The sequence below is a fragment of the Acinetobacter sp. ANC 4779 genome, assembly GCF_004331055.1.
In the GTDB taxonomy this organism is placed as follows: Bacteria; Pseudomonadota; Gammaproteobacteria; order Pseudomonadales; family Moraxellaceae; genus Acinetobacter.
In genome coordinates, this window is the sequence record NZ_SJNU01000010.1 from 1 (window position 1) to 19,938 (window position 19,938).

The following is a 19,938-nucleotide window of genomic DNA, read 5'->3' on the forward strand; positions in this document are numbered from 1 at the left end:
AACCGCCATAATTACGGCGGTTTTTTTTAAAGCTGTCTGCCTAATAACACATAGGTAGTAACTTACAGCTATATTCTAGTTAGTTGTATAATATGAACTGTAGGGGGCGAAGTCCTAGAAACCGATATAAATATTCTGTGGATACCATTCAAAAAAATTGAACTCCTAAGAAAGTTCTTATATTTCATAACAACGAATAAGAGTTTATAAGTCTGTTAAAATAGAAATTTAACAAAATGTTAACCTAAACTTAACATTAATTTAGTATTTTTTTAAAAGCCCTGATGGGCTCAGATGCCCATCAATATCCAGATCTAATCTTGATTATATAATTCAATCAAATATTTTACAGACTGCCCTAATGCATACCCTAAAAGTGGAGGAACGGCATTACCCACTTGTGTGTATTGAGGGACTTCAAACTTACGCATTTGGCCACCAGTAGTGACTTTAGAAAGAAACTTAAAGTTATCAGGGAATGATTGAATACGTGCCATTTCACGCACTGTGAGCGTTCTAAGATCACTATAATGACAAGCATCATCCGGTATAGATAAAGCAGCAGGAGCAGGTTGATTCGGTATAAGCGCTTTCTGCGTTTGTTTGTTCGTTTGATGATTTTTCAAATAATTAACGAGATTACTTCGAACATCAAAGCGGATTGGTTTACTTTTTTCATCCAAAAACTCTAGCAGCTGTAATTCGCTGAAAGCTGTGACAGAAAGATCATCAGCATTACCCTTTAAAACTTGCTGTACTTCTTTTTTCTTTGTCTCTTTTGAAACAAGATTAAGGTTTTGATAAAGCTTAAAGCGCTTTTACACATGAATGCCATTAGCTCTCAACATTATTGAGGTTTACGTGATGAGTTAACAGTGGATTAAATAAATTATCCAACTTAGAAACATAAGCGGACTTATCAACCTTACCCGTTACAGATAAATCATGAATAGCATCTTGTACAGAAAACTCATTACCTTTAAAAGCAATCAACGGTTTTAAAAATGATTCAGAGAAAAACTCTGTATGATGATTAACATCGTAAAAATCTAGATGTCCATATTCAAGTTCCGGATTAGATTTTACTTTTTCAAAAAACTTAAAGCTTCTTTCAAATGCTTATTTTTCTACGTTATTAAATTTCTTAGCAATGTTTTTAAACACATCCACACGTACCCTTAATAAGATAAATCTAGGTTGGTTCTGAGCCACCCCTGCATACTTAGCATTCACATGCAAACATAACGGTATGTAATCAATACCGGCAAATGCTTTAGCCACTTCATACCAAGCATAAAACTGACCTTTTCAGTATTAAAGGCTTTTAGAATTTTAGCTAGCCAGTTTTTGCTTTTAATGGAACAAGGGATCATAACAATGGATTATTTGATTAAGCGTAAGGACATGACCGGTAAAACAACAGAAAAAGGACCTCTTTTTAAGATCAAGCCTGAGCATTTGAGTTTATTATTTCCTGAACCTAAATGTTATGTTTTAAACATGATAAAGAAGTAGTCAAATTAACTACATCTTTACTCATCCCAAGTTCTATTTTAAACATTAATCTACGCTAGTCTCGTTAAATAAATTTCGAAAATAATGTTTGTTAAGTGCATTGGCATCCAGATTTTTAGCTCGAAGTTCCGCACTAATTTCACTAGCTGTAGTTTTATTAGAACTTATAATTGCTGTATAAAAATTAATAAGATCATTTAATAGCCTATTTGTGGAATGCTCATCTAATATTTGAGTACCTCTCCCATAAATAGCATCAACTTGAACTTTTTTAACATTTGTTACTGTCACTGGAATTAAATTACTCATAGGCGGATATTTCTCCATAGCCCAGTTAATACTGACTTCTAATTGTCCAGCTTCTCCTTTGTTTAAAGGAGCAGTTTTATTATGTTTAATTTCAATAACAAATACTTTATCTTCCAAATGCCAACACACATCGGGACCAATATTATTATCTATTTCGGGATTAGATGAATCAGCTCCTAAAAAATCACCTAATTTTTTAAAATTTCGTTCGATTAAAATACTATTTTCATTATTAAAGCCGAAATTTTCTTGTAACTTTCTTAATTCCAATATTAATCCATTTAGTTCCGTAAATAGTTTCAGTTTCTCTGAAATTTTAATACCAGCTGCTGTAGCTTTTTTCGTAATTTTTTTAGGTAAAATAGTATTGGGTTTTAGTGCTTTAGGATAAAGATTTCTCGCACGAGATTGTAATTTCTGGCTTTCTTCGAAATCATAAACACTAACAACTTTTGCAAAATTCTCTAAATATTTTCCTTTTAAATATGAATCATCTAGACTATTAATAGCAGTATTAAAACTATCTTTATAAGTAAAATATTGATCATCAAAAGAGGCTTCAAAATATAATCTTTCTTGTTCAGCAATATTTATTAATTCAATTGAACATTTTTTATCACTCTTCCTAACATTTTTCATTGCATTAGAATATACACTCTTCCAAACTGGTTCCCTTTCTAAACATGCTGTCATAACTTCTTTAAACATTCTCAGTTTTTCACTTGAAGGTGCCGAAGCTACTTTTTTACTCATATTGATGCCTAATTCAAGTTGAGCATTAGTTTCTGCACTTAGAGCATCTCTACATTCTTTATATGCTATAAATGAGCTCAAATCATTTCCTGCGAGTAGAACTACAGCATAGTCCACATGAGATCTAACAGCCCTTCCCATACCCTGCTCTATTCTAAAAATATTTTTTTTACCGAATCCGCCGATATCACCCAAATTTTCTGAATCATGATTTTCAATTATTCTCTCACCGTAAGGGATATCATCAATAACTAAAACTCGACATAAGTCATCAGCTAAATCTAAACCTTCAAAACGTTGAGCTAAAACATACAAGCCATTTTTTTTGGGATTTTGTTTGAGCAAGACTAATTCAACAGCAATATTTTCACTATTAAGTATCTTTGCCCCCCTTTCAACCCATTCTAATGATTGAGATGTGGATGACGTTAAGATAAAAACTGAATAATGATTACTAAACTCTACACATAATTCCATCACAATGGGTCTATTAAAATCAGGAGAAACTAATGAGGGTGCAAGAATCATTCTTTCACCAATACCCTTATCGGATTCAGGGCTGATAATTGATTCAACTGTTTCCTTCTTGAGCCCTAGAGTCCTTATAAAACTATCACTATCTGCTAGTGTTGCAGACATAAATAACTTATGCTTTGCTCCACTATAAGGTGTTATATTTCTGATATTTATTATATCTGGCGCTATTTCAAAGCTATTTTCAGTAAAGACGCATCTACAAAATCTAAGTTCATGCTTTATTAACGGATAATTAAAGATAAATTCTTCACTATATTCATTTAGTAAATGGATTACTTTCTCTAATTTTTCTTGCCAAATCCAATACGGGATTTCAAAATTGCTACTTGCATTTTGTAAATCAATCCATTGTATTGGACTGTGCTTTTGGCATGACTCCTTGAAAATCTCCTTAAGTTTTATATATACATCACTACTCCCCACTAAAGAGAACTGTTTTTTTACGACATCCATTCCACTATGGGCATCATCAAAAACAATTGCACAGGGATTTATATGATAGCGTTGAAAAGTACTTAAACCATTAAAGAGTTTTTCGTACGTAGAAATAATTACAGTATTACCTCTCATAGCATCTGGTTCTACATGTCTATCACCATGACTATACAATGTTGCGGCTATACCAAGACTAGATGCTTCCGTTAACACCTGTTGAGCTAGTTGCAAATTTGGAACTAAGAATAAAACAGGTTCTTGATACTTATGCCCGTAATACTTCAAATATAGCAACCCTATAATTGTCTTTCCGGAACCCGTACTCAGCTTAAGAATAACTTCGGATTTATCTAATTTTGTATCTAATAGATCTATACACTCTTTTTGAATAGTCCTTAATGCTGCATGTGAACTTTTAGCATCCAGAGACTCATACATTTCATTTATATTATTAATTACAATTGGCTGTACATCTGCAAAAAAATTGTCAAAAAAAGACATAGTTATCCCTTAGTTATTATTTAATGATTCCTTAATTAAGAACTACTTTTACACTATTTTTTAATGTTTTGGGAATGCCTAAATACATATATTCTTCATTTTTATATATTGACGGTATAAATGGCGGTATATTTACAGCTCTATTTTTTTATGTTTAAATAATTCATATATTTAGATATTAAACCTGACGGACTCTCTCACCGCCAGAATTTAAAAAAGACTTAAACCGCATGGTTTAGGTCTTTTTTACGCCTATACATTAGGGTGCAATACAGTAGTAAACCGACATATTTATCGGTACATTTGACGGTACATTGTGTTATTCATCATGGATTGCATATTTTTTGCAGTCTTTAGAAATTTTTAGCGATGATGTACGAAAAAAATTCTAACTTATTAAAAATAGAACGATTAATACCAATTCAGATATTTAAAAGCAGTAAAGCAGACCACTTTTTCTAAACAAATGGGATAATATGATCTAAATTAGGCCGAATATTGGGAATTAATATGAGTTTTTTAACAAAGAAAAATAAAGCGAGCTTTGTATTCTTTATCATCACACTGTACTCATTTATTGGATTCGGTCTGGGTTATATTATTTGGGAATATTTTCTCTAAAAGCGTTCTTGTGCTGTCCCTGCTAAAATGTCCTAAACCTAGATAGACAAGATATTTTATTTGGGTGATTGCTCCCTAGGTTTAAATTAAAGAATAATTGAATCTTATGGGTATCTTCATTTAGATACTTACCATACAGATACTTCTGTCTAAATTCCGCATTCATATCAATATAAAAATAATTTATTTAGCATTTTTATCCTAGTTCATTGGGTACATTTAAAAATCATCATTTGTTATATTTCTGATTATGAAATCCATATTTTAAATTAAGTATAGGCAAATCCAGTTTTTTTATATTACGTTATAAGTGCTATAAAAAAGCTTGGATCGTACAGAACTTTAATAAGGAAAAATGATGAAAAAAACACTTGGCGCCCTTTCTTTAAGCCTGGGTTTATTACTCCCCTTTTCAACTTTTGCTAAAAACAATGTCGTGGTGGTTGCCACAGGCGGCACAATTGCAGGTGCAGGTGCCAGCTCCACCAACAGTGCAACCTATACCGCAGCCAAAGTGCCTGTAGATGACTTGCTCAAGGCCGTTCCTCAAATTCAGAACCTGGCAAATGTTACAGGTGTACAGGCACTTCAAGTTGCTTCGGAAAGCATTACAGATAAAGAACTTTTAACCATTGCACGAAAAGTCAATGAATTGGTGAAAAAGCCAGATGTAAATGGCATTGTGATCACCCATGGTACCGATACCCTAGAAGAAACAGCTTATTTTTTAAGCTTGACTGTGCATACGGATAAACCCATTGTGGTGGTGGGCTCTATGCGCCCACCTTCAACACTATCTGCGGATGGGCCTTTAAATTTATATAGTGCTGTTGCGCTAGCTGCCGCCGATAATGCAAAAGCCAAAGGCGTTTTTGTGCTCATGAATGATGATATTTTTGCAGCACGAGATGTGACCAAAACCATTAACATTCACACCAATGGCTTTGCTAGTCAGTGGGGAGCATTAGGTACACTGGTCGAAGGTAAAACCTATTGGTTTAGAAATGTTGCAAAACGCTTTAACAATACTTCCGAATTCAATATTGAAAATATTCAGGGTGATACGCTACCTTTAGTCCAAATTGTATATGGTTCCGGCAATATGATTCCTGATGCATATAATGCTTATGCAAAAGCTGGAGCAAAAGCCATTATTCATGCAGGAACAGGCAATGGATCAGTGGCAAAAAATATTGTGCCCACTTTAAATGAGCTACAAAAACAAGGTGTGCAAATTATCCGTTCCTCACGTGTGCCACAAGGCTTCGTTTTAAGAAATGCAGAACAGCCCGATGATCAATATAACTGGGTGGTGGCGCATGACTTAAATCCACAGAAGGCAAAACTACTGGCAGCCCTGGCGCTTACCAAAACCCGAGATGCAAAAGAAATTCAGCGCATGTTTTGGGAATATTAATATTTAAGCCAAATAAAGAAAGTATTTAGCGATACTTTCTTCATTCCTGAGGTTAAAAGTCTTCATCTGTTGATCGAAAAATTTTAAATAACGACTAATATTTTTAAAATAAATTTGCTCCTTAACCCACCTCATTACAAGAGAGCATAAAAACTCAAAAAATGATCATCAAACTGCAATATTCGGCTGATAATAATCATCTTACAGAACTTTAGATCAAGGCATAAAAGTCCATTCAGCAGATCAAAAACTACTATTCGGGAGTAAGCATGAATACCAGCTATAACTATGTAAAACAGATCAAGAATGCGAAACGTGGTGGTTATACCCCAACCCTTGCCAAAGACATGAATAAACATAAAATTCAGAAAGCGCTACGTTTAATAGAACAGTGGAGAAAGCTTGCAGACGAACTGAAGCCACAAATGCAAATTGACATGGCTTTAACTTTGGAAGAATGCGCACAAGACTTAGCCCAGATCCTGAGGCCCAAATAAGCAGTGTTATCTTTTAAATTCTTTTTGACTTGCCCACCTTTGCAGTGGGTAAGTTTTTTATCTTAAAGCAGGAAAATCAATCGTTCATTTTTTGGCTTGCGTTTTCAGCGAAATTCGCTATCATTCATCCCACGTTGCCGGCATAGCTCAGTTGGTAGAGCAACTGACTTGTAATCAGTAGGTCCACAGTTCGAATCCGTGTGCCGGCACCATTTTATACTTAGCCTCGCTTTTTAGTGAGGCTTTGTTGTTTTTGCAATTAATCTTTTTTCAGAATATTTAAAAGCTCATTATTTATTATTTTTCGCACTAATTTGCACGTACTTGACTACACCTTCCGCATACAGCTTGCGACATAACTTGGCTGTCATGCGAATTTTAAATGCATCCAAATCTGCAGTCTGGTGTGATAATTGCTGAATTTTATGAAAATAATTTGCAAAACCCTGCAAAACATCTTTAGATAAATCCCGGATTTCAATCTCCGCAAAATCATAGTCCTGCAAAGTTTGCTTCAGAGCAGATTCAGTCATTAAATGATCTGAATTTACATCCGCAGCTTTTAATAACCACTGATACTTTCGTTTTTGCAATGAATTTAACTCCAGCCATTTTTCAGACCAGATTAAATAATGAAAACCCAATCTGCCCTTTGAATTTAAAACACTCCGTACTGAATCGAGCAATGAATTCAAATTTGAGTGATAGGCAGCGTCGATACACAGCACCACATCAAAGCCAGATGTGAACTGAATCAGTTTTAAATTTAAAAAAGAGTGTGGGTAAATTGCAGTAAGTTGAGGAAGATGTTTTTGAATTTGAATTACACAACTGGATTGTAATTCCACGGCTTCAATATTCTGAACATGATAATGCTGTTGCCAATGAAGCAGACTTGCACCCTGTCCACAGCCTAAATCGAGCAATCTGTCTTTTGCAGTTAAATGAACTGCTTGCGCCAACTGATCTGCCAATTGACGACAAGCGTCAGGATAGGATGATGTTGCATCATCCCAATAGCCCAAATTACTCCAAGCGAGTTCAGCATCATCCCCTAAATGTTTTGCGTTAATCGCATACTTATGTTGTGAAAATTGCTGTTGAATCGCTTGAAGCCATTTCATGGATTAGTAGCCGAGTTGTGGGGCAACCTCAACTTTAGGTTTTAATCCCACAAACGGCAATGGGGCACCCAAAATTTCTGCAATATGCATTGCTGACGTCACTGCAGATTCGAGCACCGGCAACCCATCACAAGACCAAGAACCACAATAGAAAACTTTACGGTTGAGATCTTTATGGCGTTGTTGCAGCTCTTTGTTTAAAGCCACAGTTTGAGAATCCACCACAGCACGGGTTAAAGTCACACTGGAAATGACTTTTTTAGGATCAATGTCAGTCACCGGTCGCCAGGTTTGGAACACTGGCGTTTTACCCACCAGACTCGGCTCAACCGAATTCAACCATACGGTAAACTGTTGACGGGTAAATTTACGATCCATCATATAACTGAGTACCGCCCAGTCTTTACGCTTGGGTGGCATCACGGTTTGATCGGTGTGAATGACCAATTGACCCTGTTCAAATTTGAATTTCTTTAACAGCACAATATCATCTGCAAATTGTTCATTATTTAAAAAGGTTTCAATTTTATTGGTCGGTGTGGCCACAATGACACGATCAAAAATGCGTTGTTCACCCACTGCATTTTCAACTGAAACACCATTTTCTTGTTCTTTGACTTGGGTAATGGCTGAACCATTATGAATTTCAATGCCTTCAATCAGCTTGTCGACCAATGCCGGTGTACCACCTTGCAGACGCAGCAAAGCATCGCCATCGGTCAATTGACGCAAGAAGGTCAATAACGGTTTGGCAGGCCAGTCCCCAATGGTTTTTGGGTTACAGGTACAAATGGTATATAGCACAGGCATCACTACGCCATGCCAGAATACTTCCTCAATATCATTATTATTGATAAATTCAGCCAGAGTAATCTCTTGATTCTTTGATCTGAAGAATCTGGCAATGGCCGCTTTCAGTTGCAGCATGCCTTTGACCAAGCGCCAGCCGTATTGTTGCAGCCCTTTGCGGTTATTAATAATCGGGAAATTACCAATACGACTCCGCGTAGTGGTTAACCATGTTTCAGTGCGATCTTCAAATAACCAGCTGCATGCCATATAAGTACGCACGGGGAAAGTGGGGATACCTAAATACGTTGCCAAACTGAGGGTATTTTTCCACAAATGAGGATTCATGACACGTAAGGGTGCATCAATTAAGCCGCCTTCAAACTCAATGCTATGGCTATCCATACCACGTCCAGGCAATGCTTCAAAAATAGTTATGCTATGCCCTGCATCTTTAAGAATTCTGGCGGTAGCTAGCCCAGCCATGCCACTACCAATAACTGCAATATCCAAAATTATTATCCGTCAGTTACACATAAGATTATTGAAATTATGAACCAAGCGAGATTAAAAGGGGCTATTAAAATATTCCAGAATATGTTTTTTTAACAAAAGTCATCATCAGAACTATTAGAAAGATTTTTCAGACTGATTCAGAAATTAAACAAAACCAAATTAATATACTAAAGCAGTATAATTTTACCCATATAAAAACTAAAAACCCTTTAAAAAAGCATATATAAATTAACCAATATTATAACGATCGTTTTACAAATTCATAAAATATAGATATGATACATCACATAATAATTTGACCATCAGACGCACTTTTCATACCTTATAACTATCAAATGCTGTAAAAACAAAAAAATTATTTCGCAAAAAGCCCCTAAATTTTTTAGGGGCTTCTTTATTTCTTGAATGACCAATCAATCAATGGCTAAAATTAACTGGCCACCGGGATCTCACCAAACTTGCCGCTATTAAAGTCATTAAAGGCTTGAACGATTTCAGCCTTAGTATTCATCACAAAAGGACCATGGCCCTGAATTGGTTCATTTAAAGGCTGACCGGTGAGCACCAGAAATTTGCTGTCTTTCATTGCTTGCAGTTGAATATCGGCTTCACCATCTTGAGCAAACATGATAATGGAACTGTCTTGAACATGCTGCGTTCCATTCAGCTGCATTTCACCTGATAACACCACAACCAAGGCATTGTGATCGGCAGGCACATGAATGTGATGCACATGTTCTGCTTTTAATTCACCATCCCATACATTTACAGGACTATAGGTAGATGCAGGGCCACTATGTTCTGTATCACCCTGTATATAGTGCCCTGCAATCACACGGATATGCCCTGCACCCCGCTCAAGTTCAATCACAGGAATCTCTTGTGCTTCAATGGCCTGATATTTAGGTGCTGTCATTTTGTCTGCCGCAGGCAAATTCACCCAAAGCTGCACCATTTCAAACAAGCCACCATTTTGGGCGAATTCTTCAGAGTGGAACTCTTCATGTACCAAACCTGCACCCGCCGTCATCCACTGCACATCACCGGTTTTAATCTGACCGCCGCCGCCTGCTGAGTCTTTGTGAGTCACCCCACCTTGATAGGCTAGCGTCACCGTTTCAAAACCACGATGTGGATGTGAACCGACACCATGCTGCTGCGTAGTCGGGCTAAAATGATAGGGTGCTGCATAGTCCAAGAGTAAAAATGGACTAATCGCCTGCCCTAAACGGTCATAGGAAAACAGGTTTTTAACCGGAAAACCGTCGCCCACCCAATGCATGTTGTGGTTACGGTAAACGCCAATAATTTTTTTCATTTCAAAGCTCCTATCACTAGGAAATAATATGGATTTATCTTAAAACTTTTAAAGTCGTCAGCCTAGCGCATGAGCAATATACAGCGTATCAACTATAGGATAATCTGCAGACTATTTCTCTAAAATGATAAAAATCTGCATAAATGGCTTTAAGCAAACTCCTCTTTTTCCATCCTTTTTTCATCATTAAATCCGCCATTCTATGTTTTGATTTTAATACTATGAGCAAAGTGCTGTTCAGGATGAATCACCCTATAAAACATATGGATTGCTTTAAGCAGTTAATAAACAAAATAATGCAGAAATCATTCATTAAAAATTAAAAAGAGAAGACCAAAAAATTGAGCGGCAAAGCCTACCTATCTCGCTTTATTTATTAAATTTTACAGATAAAAAATCCAGGCGCTAAGTCCTGGATTCTTTGGGAGAGTATTTCAACTTAAAACTTAAATTTTACCAATCAAGTCGATGGAAGGCGCCAGTGTGGCGTCACCTTCTTTCCATTTTGCAGGGCAAACTTCACCTGGGTGAGCATGTACATATTGCGCTGCTTTCACTTTACGTAGCAGTTCTTGAGCATCACGACCAATACCTCCGGCATTGATTTCAATAATCTGGATTTTACCTTCAGGGTCAATCACAAAGGTACCGCGGTCTGCCAAGCCGTCTGACTCAATCAGAACTTCAAAGTTTTTCGCCAAAGTCCAGGTTGGATCGCCAATCATTGAATATTGGATTTTTTTGATTTCGTCTGAGCTGTCATGCCAAGCTTTATGGGTAAAGTGGGTATCTGTCGATACTGAATAAATCTCAACGTCCATTTTTTGGAATTCAGCATAGTTGTCTGCCAAATCACCCAGTTCTGTTGGACAAACAAAAGTGAAGTCTGCAGGATAGAAAAACACCACTGACCATTTTCCGATCATGTCTTTTTCAGATACTGCAACGAATTCACCATTTTTATAAGCGGTTGCATTGAATGGCTTCACTTCAGTATTTATTAAACTCATGAGATATTCCTCTAGCTCGTTTCTGGGATTGCTTATGTTGTGAAGCTAGAATATGAAAGTTTCTTAGATAGGTAAAACCGTGATTTTTTATAAAAACAATCGAAAAAATAGATTAAATATTTCTTTCATATTTCTAACTTTCATTGTTTTAGACAATAAAAAACCCTTTGTTGTTACAAAGGGTTTTAGATGACGACTTGCCTTTTTAACTCAATTAAAACGGTAGATCATCATCTAAATCAGCAGGTGCAGCGACAGGCGCAGCAGGTGCAGATTGCGGTGCTTTCTGGAAAGCAGACGGATTGTTGTTTGCATAACCGCCTTGCTGGTTGTTATTAAAACCACCAGCCTGATTATTGCCATAACCGCCTTGGTTATTGCTATTATTATTGTTGTTATAACCGCTGCCTTGGTTGTTGTTGAAACGTGGTTGATTATAACCTGCGTTGTCACCACCCGTAGCTTGCTCACCTTGCTGACGGTTGTTGCTATCTAACATTTGCATTTGTTCACCACGAATCTCTGTGGTGTAGCGTTCTTGACCGCTTTGGTCTGTCCACTGACGGGTACGCAATGAACCTTCGATATAAACTTTAGAACCCTTACGTAGATATTGCTGTGCAATTTCACCTAAGCGGTTATGCAGCACAATACGATGCCATTCAGTTTGCTCTTTACGCTCACCGGTCGTTTTATCCGTCCAGGAATCGCTGGTTGCAATTGAAAACTGAGTAAGCGAACCACCATTCGCGAAAGTTTTGGTTTCAGGATCTTTACCTAAAGTTCCGACTAAAATTACTTTATTAACACCACGCATCAGACGTACACTTCCTATCTATTTCTATATTTTACTTTATAAGAGTTATGCTTAAATGGCTACATCTTTACCTAACAACTGCGTTAAATCTTGTCGCGCAGCTTCATCTATAAGCTGTTTATCAATTTTAACATAAGCAAATTGCTGATCAGACATCACCACAACCTCTTCAATACCACGAATTGCCAAAAGTTGAGAAGTCCACTCATCTGTTTGTTTCGTCTCGGGTAAATGCAACACCAAGGATGAAAGATAGCGTGGTTGAGCCAAGCCAAAACTGACCAGCAACCAGACAATTGCGATGCCACTTAAGATACTCCAACCCAAGGCTGTATTATTGAGTATCAAGAGTTGACCACCAATCATACCGCCAAAAAATGCCCCTAAAAATTGACTGCTGGCATTCACACCCATCGCTGTGGCTTTAGACTGAATCGGTGCAGATTTAGATAGCCACGAAGGCAACAAAGCCTCCATCACGTTAAAGGCAATAAAGAACAATCCCAAACCTGCCAATAAAATGTATTTGGATTCATAGCCGAAAATCAGCACCAGTAAACCCAGAATGATCCCGCCAATTGCAGTCAGGAAAATACCGCGCATTTTACGATATTTTTCTGCCAATATAATGCTTGGAAAAGCAAAAAACAGGCTAATAACCAGCAGGGGTAAATACACCAGACCATGACTGGCCAATGGAATATCAGCAAACTGAATCAGTTGCGATGGCATATAAATAAACATCGCTGTCAGCAACAAATGCAGCGCAAACACTGAAACATGCAAGCGATTCAAATCGCCCATTTTCAGCACCTGTTTCAGTTGTGCAAAATAACCTTGCTGATAATTTTTATGATGACGGGTCACTTTAGGCACCAACAGCAACATGGAAATTGCTGCCAAGCCCATAATGGTCGTCACCCAAAATAGTCCGGAAATACCGACCAGACTGGTGAGCCAAGGGCCAAGGCTAAATGCCAGCATAAAGGAGAATCCGATACTCATCCCCATTACCGCCATGGCTTTGCTGCGCTGTTCTTCACGGGTAACATCGGCTAACAGTGCCATCACCACAGCAGAAACTGCACCACCACCGGCAATGGCACGACCAATGATCACCCCATAAATGGTTTCGGACATTGCGGCAACTGCACCACCCAGTGCAAACAACAACAAGCCTAAAACAACCAAGGGCTTACGGCTAAAACGGTCAGCCAGCAAGCTAAATGGAATCTGTAAAATGGCCTGGGTCAAACCATACACACCGACCGCCAAACCAATCAGCGCAGGTGTTGCCCCTTGATATGACTGCCCTGCTACAGAAAACACAGGAATAATCATGAACAAGCCCAACATACGCAGGGCAAAAATACTGCTTAAGGCAAAGGTTGAACGGCGTTCTAAAGCATTCATCATATCAATAAGCTTAGGTTTATGAGTTTAATTTCGATGGGCTATCCTACAACATTCATGTTATGGATGTTGAGTTATTCAAAGATCAGCCCCCATAAATAAGGGCGCATTTGATGCGCCCTTATTGTAACCGTTTTTCTTAAAAAAGGATTAACCGATCCGTTCTTGACGCTTACTATATTGAATGGATGCAATCACTGCCCAGACAATAAATGCGACACCAATCAAACCGGTCACGACTTCTGGTATATGCAACCCAGCACCACTCGCCAGCATAATGAATGCCAAAGCACCAATGGCATAATGCGCGCCATGCTCAAGGAAGATATAAGCATCTAATGTGCCTTTTTCAACTAGATAAATGGTCATTGAACGCACGAACATGGCACCAATCGCTAGACCGAGCATGATGATCACTACATCCGATGTAATCGCAAAAGCACCGATTACCCCATCAAAACTGAACGATGCATCCAGTACTTCAAGATAAATAAAACCGCCTAAGCCTGCTTTAATCACTCCGGTAGATGCACCACTGGCATCATGTGCCACCGCATTGCCATCTTCATCAACTTCAGGTTCACCACCTAACAAATGGCTGAGTACTTGAACTCCGATATAAACCACAATGCCCCAGATTCCTGCCATGGTCACCACCAAACGTGATGCTTCCGCTACATTGGCCGCCATGATCAGCAAACCAATTAATGCAAGGAATACTGACATTGCAGGTACATTGGCAAGATTGGACAAACGCGCTTCAATCCATCTAAACCAATGCGTATCTTTTTCACTATCCAGAAAGAAATTCAGGAAGACCAACAACAGGAACGAGCCACCAAATGCTGCAATTTCGGCATGATGTGCCATCAATTTCTCTGAATAACTAATCGGATCATTGATCGCCATTTTTACGACTTCAAGCATGCCCATGTCCGCAGTGACGGCAACAATCACAATCGGGAACACCAAACGCATGCCAAATACAGCAATAACAATGCCGACGGTCAAGAAAATCATTTTCCAGAAATGATCCCAACCGCGTAGTACCGAGGCATTGACCACGGCATTATCGAAAGAAAGTGACACTTCCATCACCGCTAAAATGGCAGTAATGGTGAGCGCAGTGAACATGGTCTTTAAACCTGCTTCTGGGCCATGGCTATAGCCCCAATATGCAGAAATAGCCAGACACACGATCGTAAAAATGATTGAGAAACCAAAATGTTTCATCATGATAGATCGACCTATGAACAAATATGTATGGAGAATAAATTCGGTAAAACTTAAAAATAGGAGTTTAAGATTTTATGCGCTCAATTATGACGGCTTTTTAATATTAATCCAAAATTCTTCGTATGATTTTTTTCAACACCACTCCAGGCTTTATGTGGCTGGATATCTTCCTCTAAGAACTCTTGATATAGTCGGCCTTTGGTATATTTTCTTTTATTCTCAACAGGATGATGACATGAGCTTTTCTCAAGATGTATGGCAGCGAAATTTAGCTTTATATCAAAAAACTTTAGCCCTGCCATTTAACCAGGAACTTGCACAAGGTACTTTGAGCAAAGAGGTTTTTAGTCATTATGTGATTCAGGATGCACATTATTTACTGGCATATGGTCGCGCACTTGCAGTCTGTGCTGCCAAAGCCTTTGAAGCCGATGACGTGATTCAGTTTGCAGAAGCTGCTCGCATTGCCATTGTGGTTGAACGCAGTCTGCATGACGGTTTCATGCAGGAATTTGATATCAACAAAAAAGAATTTGAATCCACTCCACTTACCTTGGCTTGTCATCACTACACCTCATTTTTAACTGCAACGGCATGGTCTGAAAGCTATCCAGTGGTTTTGGCTTCCTTACTTCCCTGTTTCTGGATTTATGCCGAAGTCGGTAAAGATATTGTCGAAAATTCTATCGTAAACAATCCGTACCAAGCTTGGGTCGATACCTATGCAGGCGAAGAATTTAATGAAGCAGTGCGCAATGTGATTGCCACCATTGATAAAGTCGCAGCGCGCTGTGATGCCGATACGCTTGAAAAAATGCATCAGGCTTATACCACGGCTGCCAAACTGGAATGGTTGTTCTGGGATAGCGCCTATGATCAAAGACAATGGTTAGGTTTGGATGCCTAAACTCTTTTCATAAATTATCTTTCAATTTCTATTAAGTCGTTGTTAAAGTAAAATTTAAAAATAGATTTTAGTAAGTCATGCGTGTGGCATGGATGCCACACGTTTCCCATCCCTTGCGCTGCATTTTAAAGCAGGGCTTAAAACTGACTCAGGATGTCGTGTATGGGAAACAAAAGTTTTTTCTTGCGGACTCAAAATATATTTCAAGATCCTCATTCTGCCCTCTCAACAGTAGAGTCAATACCTTCACAAAAATACAGAAATCGAATCAGTTCAACAAAGCAGTGCTGATTTTTAAAAATCCCAATATTGAACATTTTTTGATTTTTACACGTTATCTAATTACTCGTCATAGAAATGCATTGTTGGTTTTTAATTCTGAAACATCTGCCAGCCATAAATCAGCCCTGCTGCCGCCACAATCCAGCAAACTGTCGCAACACTCAGAGATAACAACATCGACATTTTGGTTGCCAGCACATACACCATCAACAAATAAATAAAATAGGGAATAAGCGACCATAAACCGAATAATGCAGTTGTACGCAACGCTGCTGCACCCTGCTGTTGCGAGACAATGACATGCACAATTAGGGCAAAAGTTGGAAATAGTGGAACTAATCCTGCAATATAAAAAGCTTTACTCTTGGAAAGGATAGAAATAATTAAAACAACGGCTGCCCCTAAACTACATTTTAAAAATAAAGCCAGCATCCCTCTCCCTCCGAAAAGCTCAATTGATTGAATCACCTAGTCTACGCTGCAGAGTGTCTTTCGCTTAAATTAAATTCACCACAATCAAGGCAATCAATGCAGGGATCGCCTGAATATAAATGATCTTTTTACTGGCGGTTATGCCACCATAAATTCCGGCAACCAAAACACAGCCTAAAAAGAAATTGGCTAGTGGAATGGCATAAGCATCCGGTGCGAATAGCGACCAGATTAACCCGGCGGCTAAAAAACCATTATATAAGCCCTGATTTTTCGCCAAAACTTGGGTCAATTTTGCCTTTTCGAGAGTATTACCGAAGGCTCTCATTCCAAGTGGTTTATCCCACAGGAACATTTCAAGAACTAGAATATAAACATGCAGCAGTGCAATCAGTGTGATTAAAATCTTGGCGATCATTGTTTTTCATTTTCCTTATTATTTTCATGTTATTGTGCTGTGAGTTTGCTTTTTTAGCGATACATCCGTCAACAATATTCACATTAAAAGTAAATTATTCAGGCTTGTTACTCCTTAAAAAGCTCGCTACAGTCTTATAAACTTTAACTAAATTCATTCGACCGACATAATATGTCGTTAAAAAACGATTTTTTCAGCTTGAACAAAATTAAATCGCTATCATATATAACCTTCAATTTGCACATTACCGAGATGTTTTATGAGCCAAAGTCATATCCGTATTCGAGGCGCACGTACCCATAACTTAAAAAATGTGTCACTCGATATTCCACGTGACAAATTCGTGGTCATTACGGGACTCTCAGGCTCTGGTAAATCTTCCTTAGCTTTTGACACCTTATATGCTGAAGGTCAGCGCCGTTATGTAGAATCACTTTCTGCCTATGCGCGCCAGTTCCTTTCGCAAATGGAAAAACCAGAAGTCGATTCTATTGAAGGTTTAAGTCCAGCGATTGCAATCGAACAGAAATCAACCAGTCACAATCCACGTTCAACTGTGGGAACAATCACCGAAATTTACGACTATTTACGTCTTTTATATGCCCGTGTCGGAACACCGTATTGTCCTGAACATGACTTGCCGATGGTGGCTCAAACCATCTCTGAAATGGTCGATGCGGTTAAAGGCTTAGAGGAAGGTACCGCTTTAATGCTGCTGGCGCCTGTAGTGCGTGAACGTAAGGGCGAATACACCAACCTGTTTGAGCAATTGCAAAGCCAAGGTTTTGTCCGTGCCCGTGTCGATGGTGAAATTGTTGAAATTGACACTCCACCGGAGCTGGATAAAAAGAAAAAACATACCATTGAAGTCGTGGTCGACCGTTTTAAAGTCCGTGATGACTTAGGCAACCGTATTGCCGAATCTTTTGAAACCGCACTGCGCTTAGGCGGCGACATCGCGATTTTATCGTGGATGAAGGGTGAACAACCTGAACGTGTATTCTCTGCCAAGCATTCTTGCCCTGAATGTGATCGTGCGGTGGCCGAACTTGAACCACGTTTGTTCTCGTTCAACAATCCATTTGGTGCTTGCCCGGTCTGTGACGGTTTGGGTACACGCAGCCATTTTAGTGCTGAAAAGCTGATTCCAAACAATGAAGTTTCAATTAGCCAGGGTGCCATTCGTGGCTGGGACAGACAACGTCCGTATTACTACAGCATGATTGAAAAAGTTGCAGCACATTTTGGCTTTTCTTTGGATACGCCGTGGAATGAACTGGATGCAGACACCAAAAAGAAATTCCTTTACGGAACCGGCAAGGATAAAGTTGATTTAAGTTATATCGATGAGCGCGGTCGTCAGCATAAACGTGTGCAAGCTTTTGAAGGAATTTTGCCGCATCTGGAACGTCGCTACCGTGAAACCGAATCTAATTATGTCCGTGATGATTTAGCGCAATATTTATCCAATGCTGCCTGTGATGCCTGTGATGGTTCACGTCTAAATGAAATTTCACGTAATGTTCGGGTCAAAGACAAAACCATCGCACAAATTACCAAGATGTCGATTGGCGATGCCGAAGCTTATTATCAAGACCTGCAACTTGAAGGTGCCAAAGGCGAGATTGGCGACAAGATTTTCAAGGAAATCCGTGAACGTTTGCACTTTCTGGTTTCTGTCGGTTTGAACTACTTAAGTCTTTCGCGTTCTGCTGAAACCTTATCGGGTGGTGAAGCACAGCGTATCCGTCTGGCTTCGCAAATTGGTGCAGGCTTGATGGGTGTGATGTATGTCCTCGATGAACCATCAATTGGTTTACATCAACGTGATAATGACCGACTACTTGAAACTCTGGTTCGTCTGCGTGATTTAGGCAATACCGTCTTGGTGGTCGAGCATGATGAAGATGCAATTCGTGCCGCGGATCATATTATTGATATTGGTCCGGGTGCCGGTGTACATGGCGGTCATATTATTGCCGAAGGTACCTATGAAGAAATTTTGGCAAATCCTGACTCGCTTACCGGACAGTATTTATCAGGCAAGTTAAAAATTAAAGTACCGGAAGTTCGTACCCAACCGCCCAAACCGGAAGAAAAAATCAAGTTGATGGGTGCTGCCGGTCATAACTTGCAGAATGTCGATTTAACCATTCCTTTAGGCATTATGACGTGTGTGACGGGGGTTTCAGGTTCGGGTAAATCTACCTTGATTAACCGTACCCTTTTACCGCTTGCTGCAACGCAATTGAATGGCGCAACCACTTTAACTGCTGAAAAATTCGATTCGATTGATGGCTTACAGTTCCTGGATAAAGTCGTGGATATTGACCAAAGCCCGATTGGACGTACGCCACGTTCTAACCCTGCGACTTATACAGGTTTGTTCACCCCGATTCGTGAATTGTTTGCGCAAACACCTGAAGCCAAAGCACGTGGTTATGCTGCGGGTCGTTTCTCGTTTAACGTCAAAGGTGGTCGTTGTGAAGCTTGTGAAGGCGATGGCATGATTAAAGTGGCGATGCATTTCCTGCCAGATATGTATGTGCCTTGTGATGCCTGCCATGGTGACCGTTATAACCGTGAAACGCTGGAAGTCGGTTATAAAGGCAAGAACATTTCCGATGTTTTGGGCATGACTGTTGAAGATGCCATGCATTTCTTTGAAGCCATTCCAGTGATTCACCGTCGTTTAGAAACTTTGACTCATGTCGGTTTGGGTTATATCCGTTTAGGTCAGTCTGCGACAACCCTTTCGGGGGGTGAAGCACAACGTGTCAAATTGGCCCGTGAATTGGCCAAGCGTGATACGGGTAAAACCTTATATATCCTGGATGAGCCGACCACAGGTCTGCATTTCCATGACATTGCCAAACTGCTGGATATTCTGCATCAGCTGCGCGACAAGGGTAATACCATTGTGGTGATTGAGCATAATCTGGATGTGATTAAAACTGCCGACTGGGTGATTGATCTGGGTCCTGAAGGTGGTGCTGGTGGCGGTATGATTATTGCCGAAGGCACGCCTGAAGAAATGTCGAAATCTAAAGTTTCCCATACAGCGAAGTTCTTGAAGCCGTTATTGAAATAA

18 protein-coding genes and 1 tRNA gene are annotated in these 19,938 nt (G+C 39.1%); 7 read left to right on the forward strand and 12 right to left on the reverse strand.

The window, feature by feature from the left end; translation table 11 throughout:
- Positions 1-314: 314 nt before the first annotated feature.
- Complete coding sequence (locus E0H80_RS11745) at positions 315-683, reverse strand: DNA cytosine methyltransferase (RefSeq protein WP_165494312.1); 369 nt, start codon at positions 681-683, stop codon at positions 315-317.
- Between the two features lie 436 nt (positions 684-1,119).
- Positions 1,120-1,281, reverse strand: coding sequence for a hypothetical protein (locus tag E0H80_RS16650; RefSeq protein ID WP_165494313.1), 162 nt, complete (start codon positions 1,279-1,281; stop codon positions 1,120-1,122).
- 66 nt (positions 1,282-1,347) lie between these two features.
- Here E0H80_RS16650 and E0H80_RS11750 point away from each other — a divergent pair, with 66 nt between their 5' ends.
- Entirely contained in the window at positions 1,348-1,515 is a 168-nt protein-coding gene (locus tag E0H80_RS11750; RefSeq protein WP_228259995.1) for an MvaI/BcnI family restriction endonuclease, read from the forward strand.
- Positions 1,516-1,560: 45 nt separating this feature from the next.
- Here the strand turns inward: E0H80_RS11750 and E0H80_RS11755 are convergent, their stop codons facing one another.
- Positions 1,561-4,050 carry a DEAD/DEAH box helicase family protein gene (locus E0H80_RS11755; RefSeq protein WP_131366049.1) on the reverse strand — a complete coding sequence of 830 codons (2,490 nt, stop codon included), beginning with the start codon at positions 4,048-4,050 and terminating at the stop codon, positions 1,561-1,563.
- Positions 4,051-4,560: 510 nt separating this feature from the next.
- Between E0H80_RS11755 and E0H80_RS11760 the strand changes: the two genes are divergently transcribed.
- From E0H80_RS11760 to E0H80_RS11775, 4 genes are all read left to right on the forward strand, one after another.
- Positions 4,561-4,671 (forward strand): hypothetical protein, encoded by a 111-nt coding sequence (locus E0H80_RS11760; protein WP_131267706.1) that lies wholly within the window; start codon positions 4,561-4,563, stop codon positions 4,669-4,671.
- 358 nt (positions 4,672-5,029) lie between these two features.
- Entirely contained in the window at positions 5,030-6,088 is a 1,059-nt protein-coding gene (locus tag E0H80_RS11765; RefSeq protein ID WP_416224591.1) for a type II asparaginase, read from the forward strand.
- A 269-nt stretch (positions 6,089-6,357) separates the two neighbouring features.
- Positions 6,358-6,585, forward strand: a complete 228-nt coding sequence (locus E0H80_RS11770; protein ID WP_131366053.1) for a hypothetical protein — start codon at positions 6,358-6,360, stop codon at positions 6,583-6,585.
- 136 nt (positions 6,586-6,721) lie between these two features.
- Positions 6,722-6,797: transfer RNA gene (locus tag E0H80_RS11775), tRNA-Thr, on the forward strand.
- 78 nt (positions 6,798-6,875) lie between these two features.
- Here the strand turns inward: E0H80_RS11775 and E0H80_RS11780 are convergent.
- From E0H80_RS11780 to E0H80_RS11810, 7 genes are all read right to left on the reverse strand, one after another.
- Positions 6,876-7,709 (reverse strand): SAM-dependent methyltransferase, encoded by an 834-nt coding sequence (locus tag E0H80_RS11780; RefSeq protein WP_131366055.1) that lies wholly within the window; start codon positions 7,707-7,709, stop codon positions 6,876-6,878.
- A 3-nt stretch (positions 7,710-7,712) separates the two neighbouring features.
- Entirely contained in the window at positions 7,713-9,011 is a 1,299-nt protein-coding gene (locus tag E0H80_RS11785) for an FAD-dependent oxidoreductase (RefSeq protein ID WP_213073408.1), read from the reverse strand.
- Between the two features lie 433 nt (positions 9,012-9,444).
- Entirely contained in the window at positions 9,445-10,332 is an 888-nt protein-coding gene (locus tag E0H80_RS11790) for a pirin family protein (protein ID WP_131366061.1), read from the reverse strand.
- Between the two features lie 446 nt (positions 10,333-10,778).
- Positions 10,779-11,342 (reverse strand): alkyl hydroperoxide reductase subunit C, encoded by a 564-nt coding sequence (ahpC, locus tag E0H80_RS11795; RefSeq protein ID WP_131366063.1) that lies wholly within the window; start codon positions 11,340-11,342, stop codon positions 10,779-10,781.
- 214 nt (positions 11,343-11,556) lie between these two features.
- Positions 11,557-12,159: a single-stranded DNA-binding protein gene (gene ssb / locus E0H80_RS11800; protein ID WP_131366065.1), complete on the reverse strand. Its 603-nt coding sequence runs from the start codon at positions 12,157-12,159 to the stop codon at positions 11,557-11,559.
- Between the two features lie 51 nt (positions 12,160-12,210).
- The gene (locus E0H80_RS11805; RefSeq protein ID WP_131366067.1) at positions 12,211-13,575 is read right to left on the reverse strand and encodes an MFS transporter; all 1,365 of its coding nucleotides are present in this window, start codon (positions 13,573-13,575) and stop codon (positions 12,211-12,213) included.
- Positions 13,576-13,722: 147 nt separating this feature from the next.
- Positions 13,723-14,808: a DUF475 domain-containing protein gene (locus tag E0H80_RS11810; protein WP_131366069.1), complete on the reverse strand. Its 1,086-nt coding sequence runs from the start codon at positions 14,806-14,808 to the stop codon at positions 13,723-13,725.
- A 235-nt stretch (positions 14,809-15,043) separates the two neighbouring features.
- On the opposite strand from E0H80_RS11810, the gene tenA reads away from it, so the two are divergent.
- Positions 15,044-15,715, forward strand: coding sequence for a thiaminase II (tenA, locus tag E0H80_RS11815; RefSeq protein ID WP_131366071.1), 672 nt, complete (start codon positions 15,044-15,046; stop codon positions 15,713-15,715).
- A gap of 372 nt (positions 15,716-16,087) precedes the next feature.
- Here the strand turns inward: tenA and E0H80_RS11820 are convergent, their stop codons facing one another.
- Together E0H80_RS11820 and E0H80_RS11825 are read right to left on the reverse strand one after the other, a co-directional pair.
- Complete coding sequence (locus E0H80_RS11820) at positions 16,088-16,429, reverse strand: GlpM family protein (protein WP_131366073.1); 342 nt, start codon at positions 16,427-16,429, stop codon at positions 16,088-16,090.
- A gap of 64 nt (positions 16,430-16,493) precedes the next feature.
- Positions 16,494-16,847 carry a DUF1304 domain-containing protein gene (locus E0H80_RS11825; protein ID WP_131366075.1) on the reverse strand — a complete coding sequence of 118 codons (354 nt, stop codon included), beginning with the start codon at positions 16,845-16,847 and terminating at the stop codon, positions 16,494-16,496.
- Positions 16,848-17,106: 259 nt separating this feature from the next.
- Here E0H80_RS11825 and uvrA point away from each other — a divergent pair, with 259 nt between their 5' ends.
- Positions 17,107-19,938, forward strand: coding sequence for an excinuclease ABC subunit UvrA (uvrA, locus tag E0H80_RS11830; RefSeq protein WP_131366077.1), 2,832 nt, complete (start codon positions 17,107-17,109; stop codon positions 19,936-19,938).